Source organism: Ignatzschineria sp. PL_is040, from assembly GCF_055813795.1.
On sequence record NZ_JBVPGU010000020.1, the window covers coordinates 1 to 5957 of the forward strand.

General features: G+C 39.6%; 6 protein-coding genes. 2 read left to right on the forward strand and 4 right to left on the reverse strand.

The annotated features are described in order from the left end of the window. Positions 1-218: 218 nt before the first annotated feature. Entirely contained in the window at positions 219-554 is a 336-nt protein-coding gene (locus tag AC0SAP_RS10225; protein WP_473384092.1) for a hypothetical protein, read from the forward strand. A gap of 864 nt (positions 555-1418) precedes the next feature. After that, positions 1419-3089, forward strand: a complete 1671-nt coding sequence (locus AC0SAP_RS10230; RefSeq protein WP_473384093.1) for an ATP-binding cassette domain-containing protein — start codon at positions 1419-1421, stop codon at positions 3087-3089. A 96-nt stretch (positions 3090-3185) separates the two neighbouring features. Here the strand turns inward: AC0SAP_RS10230 and AC0SAP_RS10235 are convergent, their stop codons facing one another. The 4 genes from AC0SAP_RS10235 to mobC all read right to left on the reverse strand — a co-directional run bounded on the left by AC0SAP_RS10235 (position 3186) and on the right by mobC (position 5782). Beyond that, complete coding sequence (locus tag AC0SAP_RS10235) at positions 3186-3812, reverse strand: ribonuclease D (protein WP_473384094.1); 627 nt, start codon at positions 3810-3812, stop codon at positions 3186-3188. A gap of 78 nt (positions 3813-3890) precedes the next feature. Further along, positions 3891-4127 (reverse strand): MbeD/MobD family mobilization/exclusion family protein, encoded by a 237-nt coding sequence (locus AC0SAP_RS10240; RefSeq protein ID WP_473384095.1) that lies wholly within the window; start codon positions 4125-4127, stop codon positions 3891-3893. Between the two features lie 15 nt (positions 4128-4142). Continuing rightward, entirely contained in the window at positions 4143-4736 is a 594-nt protein-coding gene (locus AC0SAP_RS10245) for an MbeB family mobilization protein (RefSeq protein ID WP_473384096.1), read from the reverse strand. Positions 4737-5422: 686 nt separating this feature from the next. Next, positions 5423-5782: a plasmid mobilization relaxosome protein MobC gene (gene mobC / locus AC0SAP_RS10250; RefSeq protein WP_473384097.1), complete on the reverse strand. Its 360-nt coding sequence runs from the start codon at positions 5780-5782 to the stop codon at positions 5423-5425. Between the last annotated feature and the right edge of the window lie 175 nt (positions 5783-5957).

Below are 5957 nucleotides of genomic sequence, written 5' to 3' on the forward strand. Positions count from 1 at the left end.
GGGGGGCTTGTCCCCCTGAGCCAGTTCCACAAGTCCAACTCGTAGAGGGGACGCTGTGTGTGCTGGCTTAATTAAATTCTATCATAACTCAAAAGCTCGAAAACGTTAACCAATCTTCAAAAAGCAAATTCAATAATAACGCTTAAAAGGTAGAAAAATAGGTAATTAAAAGATAAACTTAAATGGCAACTAAATATAAATAAAAAAAGGAGCTTAAAATGGCACTTAAAAAGGTAGAAAAAAAGGTATCTCTTAACATTAAAATAAATGAAGATTTAGATAAAAGATTAAAAAGAGCAAGGAAAGTAGCAAGAGAAAAAGGAAAGATTTTTAACGTATCAAAAACAGTAGAAGACTACCTATTAAAAGAACTTAAAAAGGTAGAAAAACAGCTAGAAATAAATCTATCTATAAAAGAAGAAGAATCACAAACAACAATATTTGATGAAAGTGAAGAAATAAAGGTAGAAAAAGAAGAGGAAATAAAGGTAGAAGAAGAAGAGGAAGAACCTCAAATGTCATACATGGATAGATGGAGAGCAATAGGAAAATAAAAAACAGAAAAAAAGATAGAGATAAATAAAGCAAAAAAGGTAGAAAAAAGAAAAGAAAAGAAAATAAAGTAGAAATAAAAAAAAGAAACAAAAAAAGGGGAAAAGATATACTTTTCTTGGTTTTAAACCCCTTTTGCTGTTGGTGAGTTTCAGAGCGAAGCAGGCACGCCTTTCCCAAACCCAAAACATTAATGTTTTGAGCTTGGCGTACCTGCTTTTTTGCTGTCGGAGCCGTTCCGTCGCTTCGCAGTATATACGGTCGAAATAACCGCCGTATTTGAGTAGTTCACGTTGTTAATAACGCTCAAGCTAGGTCTACTCGAAAACGTCTTTAATTGACGTTTTACGCCTTTCTATGTGGCTTTGCTTGATTCCCATTCTAACCACTTTATGTGAGATATTTCTCGAACCGAGTCTTTAGGTATAAAACCAAGTGGGACGCATAAAGAAACATCTTATTTGTGGTTTTTTTTAGCCTTAATGTCTTTTTACTTGTGTACTTGTAAAACGCCCACAAACGGCGTATTTGCTTTCTTCAGGCACAAAAAAAACCGCTATGCGGTCTGTTAGTATCTCGGTTCTCTCTTCTGCTTGGGTTGATAATAATGTAATTACATTCTATCATTATCGCAGTAGCTTGCTTAAACAGTCTTGGCGGACAGTTTAAGTAGTTTGAGAGAAATTCGACTTCTTTCAAACCGATAGGGCTAATTTATAAGAAATCGGCTATCTATGCAAGTAGGTAGCCGATTTTCGCTAAAATTAATGGATGCATTTTCTGCGTTTTTGAGGGAGCTTAAGCCTATGTGATAACCGACTTGATGACAAATGTTCTCTTTATTCATTTATCTCAAGGAGTGTCCTATGGCTCATTTTTTACAGCTTCATGCCGTCTCGTTTAATCTTTCGAATGGCGAGTCTCTCTTTTCAAATTTAAATGGTGTTTTTTCAGCACCGATAACCGCATTAATAGGGCGTAATGGTGTTGGTAAAACCGTACTTGCGCAATTGCTCGCAGGAATTTTATCGCCGGCTGAGGGCGCTATTTTAAATTGTGATCATGCTTATTATCTTCCACAGCATTATGAAATTTCATCTGCCACTACTATTTCAGAACTTCTCGGCATTCATCAGATTCTAGAAGCGATTGCACGTATTGAATCAGGGTCGGTTGCTGAATTAGACTTTGAAATTGTTGCAGATCACTGGCTCATTGAGCAAGAGGCAATGGCCTTGCTTGAAAAGCTTGATCTACCGGCATTAACATTAGAAATGCCGGCGATCCATTTAAGTGGTGGCGAGCAGATGCGTATCCGAATTGCTTCGGCATTTTTATCAGGGAAAGAAACTTTGATTCTAGATGAGCCGAGTAATCATCTCGATCGAGCTCAAAAAGGGAAATTATGGGAGATGATGCAAGCGTGGCAAGGGCAGATCATTCTGATTAGCCATGATCGTTTCTTTCTCACAAAAATTCAGGCCATTGTTGAATTAACATCGAGAGGGCTTGAGTGGTTTACCGGCAACTTTTCGGATTATCAGACAATGAAGCAAGATGCACAATTGCGAGCGATTGAAACACTTGCATCTGCTAAACATCAAGAAAAACGACGAAAAGTTGTCATGCAGGAACAGATTGAAAGGCAACAGAAACGTACAGCACAAGCAAATCGTGATCGCGGTCAGCAGAATCAGGCAAAAATTCTTCTTGATCGACAAAAGAATCGCAGTGATTTAACAACCGGTAAAACTCAGCAAAAAATGGATCGTGTGATTCAGGCGGGTGTAGAACGTGTTAGCAGTGCAAGAAGTGCTGTTGATCAAGCAGATATTATTCATCTTCATCCGCTCCCAACACTAACTCATCAGCCAGCGATTATTGCAAGACTCGAGAATGTCCGTTTGCCTTTTATAGATAATCTGTCTGAGAATGGGCCAGGTAAGGGAATTGATGATAGAAGTGCCAAAGGATTGAATCTAATGATTCATCCGAATGATCGTATCGCAATTCGAGGCGATAATGGAATCGGTAAGTCGCTACTTTTACAAGTGATTGCCGGGATTTTGCGCCCCAAAAAAGGTCAAGCAGAGACTTTTGTAAAGCATGCTTATCTTGATCAGCACTTAACAACGCTTAATTTAGAAGAGTCATTATTAACGCAAATTTCCAAAGGGCGGACTCATGAAGCGATCGCTTTACTTCGTATGCAATTAGCGCAATTAGGATTGAGGGCATCTCATATCGAGAAACCCTGTGGTTTATTAAGTGGTGGAGAGCGATTAAAGGGAGCGCTTGCGTTAATTTTGTATGATGAATCGCCAGCTGGTTTATTGCTACTCGATGAACCGAGTAATCATCTTGATTTAGCGTCATTAAATGCGCTTGAAGCGATGCTTAATCTATATCAAGGAGGACTCGTGGTCATTTCTCATGATGATCATTTCTTACAAAACATCAAAATCGAGACCGAAATCATTCGAGTGAATGGCCAATGGATTGTTCAGCCTTTGAATATCGATGGTGATGAATTGTAAGCGTGATAAAAAATGCCAGAAGTATTCATTTCCGGCATTTTTTATCATTTTATAAGGCTTTCTTGAAAGCTTCGATTCGAACGGACTTTAATCGATTTAAGCTTCGTTATCGCCATCTTGATCATTATCAGGGAGATCGGCGCCTCGTTCCCAGAACTTTTCGATCGTTTGAATCATGCGTTCTTGGAGATTTTCATTATAAGAGGTAATGGCATAATCTTCGTAGAGCTTACTATTACGCTTGGCATAACGCTCAGAGAGATGAATTAAATATTCATCTTTAATGATCCAACGTTTTGGGAGATCGCGTTGAATCGCGATGAGCTCACGCATCTTTGCGAGGGTTTTTAATAACTGTTTAGATGAACCACGAAGCTTCTTATAGCCCTTAACTTTCTTCCAAGCCATTTCCGGGCTCGGCTCGTAACGTTCACGTTCTGTAAGCGGTGTGAGATTGGTTTTTAGGAGATTGAGTTCATTGCTATTAGTGAGCTCTTCCATCAATTTTTTATATGCCGGAATCAGGTAATGTACATCATCATAGGCATACTTTAACTGCTCACTCGTAAGCGGTCTTAAATCCCACTGTGTGCGTGTTTGATCACGTGTAAGATCGACTTCACAGTAGTTAAGCACTAAGTCGTGATAACTCATCCCGACTTTAATATTGTGGGTAATTCCCACCGCAATTTGCGTATCAAAAACAGGTGCCCCATCAACCATTAAATCCGTATACCCTCTTTTATCTACTCAGTTCAAAACCTCTGCTTTGCTTCTGTTCGCTTTGGGTAATCATATCGTTTAGCGTTTGATTGTTCTCTGCAACAATTGCTGTATCTCTAGTTGATTGCTTGTAATTGTCTGCTGTTGAGATGATAAGCTGTTGATTGCTTTCGCAAACATCTTCGACTGCTCTACTAATGTCGCTATATCTTGTGATTGCTTCTCTGATAGTGTTTTTAATGCTGTCAGCTCGTCTTGATATTGCTTCTCCAAGCTCTCTAACGTATTCAATAAAAGTCTTTCCGCTTCCGTCATTGTCGTTACCCTCTGTTATTTGTTTGTCGGTGCTAGAATCATTAGATCGCCGTTCTCGCCCCAATATTTGCCCTTGTATCGTGGGTCTATTTGCACGCAATATCTCGATGTCTGATCGCCCATACTGCATTTGCTTATCATTATGTTCTCTGATTGGCTTTCCCAATATTCCGCTGATTTCGCCCATCTCTGTAGCTTGCTCGCTTCCTCGCTCGCCAGATAAGCCAAAACCAAAAATATAATTCCTGCTATCACTGTTGCGATCATCATCAATATTGTTGTAATCGTCCATACTCGCTGTGTTTGCTCTGCTTGTATTTTCTGCGTTCTCTTGATCTGAGCGATCAATTTCGTTGTATTCTCTGCTAAGCCCTCTATCAGCTTCGCTTGCGCCTCTTTCGTCTGCTCTAATGCTTCTCTCGCTTGTCGCTTCGCTTGCTCTGTCAGCTCTTCCGTATAATTTTTTATTACGCTCTGCTGTTCGCTCAAGTTGCTCTCTATAAAGCTTTTGTGTTGATTGAATACGCTCGTTAATTCCGCTTCTGTATTCGTCTGTAGCTCTTGCGATTGCTTCTGTAATTGTTGTGTCAGCTGTGAAATTTTGCTCATATAATGCACCTTTTAAACGTATGTTTTTTCCACCGTCTGGGTCTTTGATTGATATTGATTGTTTGGTCTGTCTTGCCACCTCAAAACCGGCATTTTCTAAGAAGTCTACAACGCCTTGCCGGTCTTTGATCTCGCCACTCATAACCATATTGGTAACCGCCTTATCAATGGCTTTTACGGCTTCTTTCTTGTTCTTTGGCAAGTCTTTTGCTGTCGTGATTGTTCGTTTTTTTTCGGGATCATCTGGATCTGATAATTTGTAATCGTGATTGATTAACTGCTTACAGTTATCAATACGATTTTTATCGACTTTATGATAATAAGGTTGTAACCGCTTGCCCGTAGTCAACTCAACGTTAGCAACGACAAAATTAAGCTCTAAGCGGTCGTTTTTGTCTGTATGCTCTATCCAAGTAATCTCGTATTGATTCGGCTCTAAACCCGGGAATAAAGCCTCTTCAAAGCGATTCATTATTTCCTCTTTCTCTGCTCTGGTCAGATCCGTGTGTTTCTCCTCAAACGATAATACGCCGGCAGTGTAATTTCGGGAGAAGTCCAAACCATCAATGATCTCTTTCGTTTGCTCCAAGTCGCCTCTAAGCACTGTAGCGCCTTCTCTCTGTCGATCTTTACCCATAAGATAATCAGCAACACCCTTTCCACCACCGCTACCCCGAGCAAAAAATTTAACTAGCATAAGCGCTCCTGATTGCGATTAATTCGCTCTCAATATTCTGTAATACGATTGATAATTTAATGAGATCTATTCGATCATCTTTATATTGATATCGATTTAAATTTCTTGATATTTGATTTACGTTATTGCCCACACTTGCTAGCTGTCTCAACAACTCTGGCGGAACGGTTAATCGGTTAATTTTATCTCTATTTTTTTTAGCGATTTTTGCAAAATACTCACTATCAGCAGACAAACAATACTCACGCATAAACTCCGCTAAAGGTTTATTTTGAGCAAGCTCTAAAAGCTTTTTATGTTCTGAATCCGTGAGCCTAATTTTGATCTCCTTAGTGCGTTTTTCCGTCATGTACATACCTCAAAAATAAATGTTATTTCCATGTTTTTTCCTTTGGTTTTAAATGGGGGGTTTCGGGGGGCTTGTCCCCCTGAGCCAGTTCCACAAGTCCAACTCGTAGAGGGGACGCTGTGTGTGCTGGCTTAATTAAATTCTATCATAACTCAAAAGCTCGAAAACGTTAACC

Coding starts and splice junctions, on each gene's coding strand:
- AC0SAP_RS10225 (WP_473384092.1), top strand. CDS start 219: ATGGCACTTAAAAAGGTAGAAAAAAAGGTATCTCTTAACATTAAAATA.
- AC0SAP_RS10230 (WP_473384093.1), top strand. CDS start 1,419: ATGGCTCATTTTTTACAGCTTCATGCCGTCTCGTTTAATCTTTCGAAT.
- AC0SAP_RS10235 (WP_473384094.1), bottom strand. CDS start 3,812: ATGGTTGATGGGGCACCTGTTTTTGATACGCAAATTGCGGTGGGAATT.
- AC0SAP_RS10240 (WP_473384095.1), bottom strand. CDS start 4,127: ATGACGGAAGCGGAAAGACTTTTATTGAATACGTTAGAGAGCTTGGAG.
- AC0SAP_RS10245 (WP_473384096.1), bottom strand. CDS start 4,736: ATGAGCAAAATTTCACAGCTGACACAACAATTACAGAAGCAATCGCAA.
- mobC (WP_473384097.1), bottom strand. CDS start 5,782: ATGACGGAAAAACGCACTAAGGAGATCAAAATTAGGCTCACGGATTCA.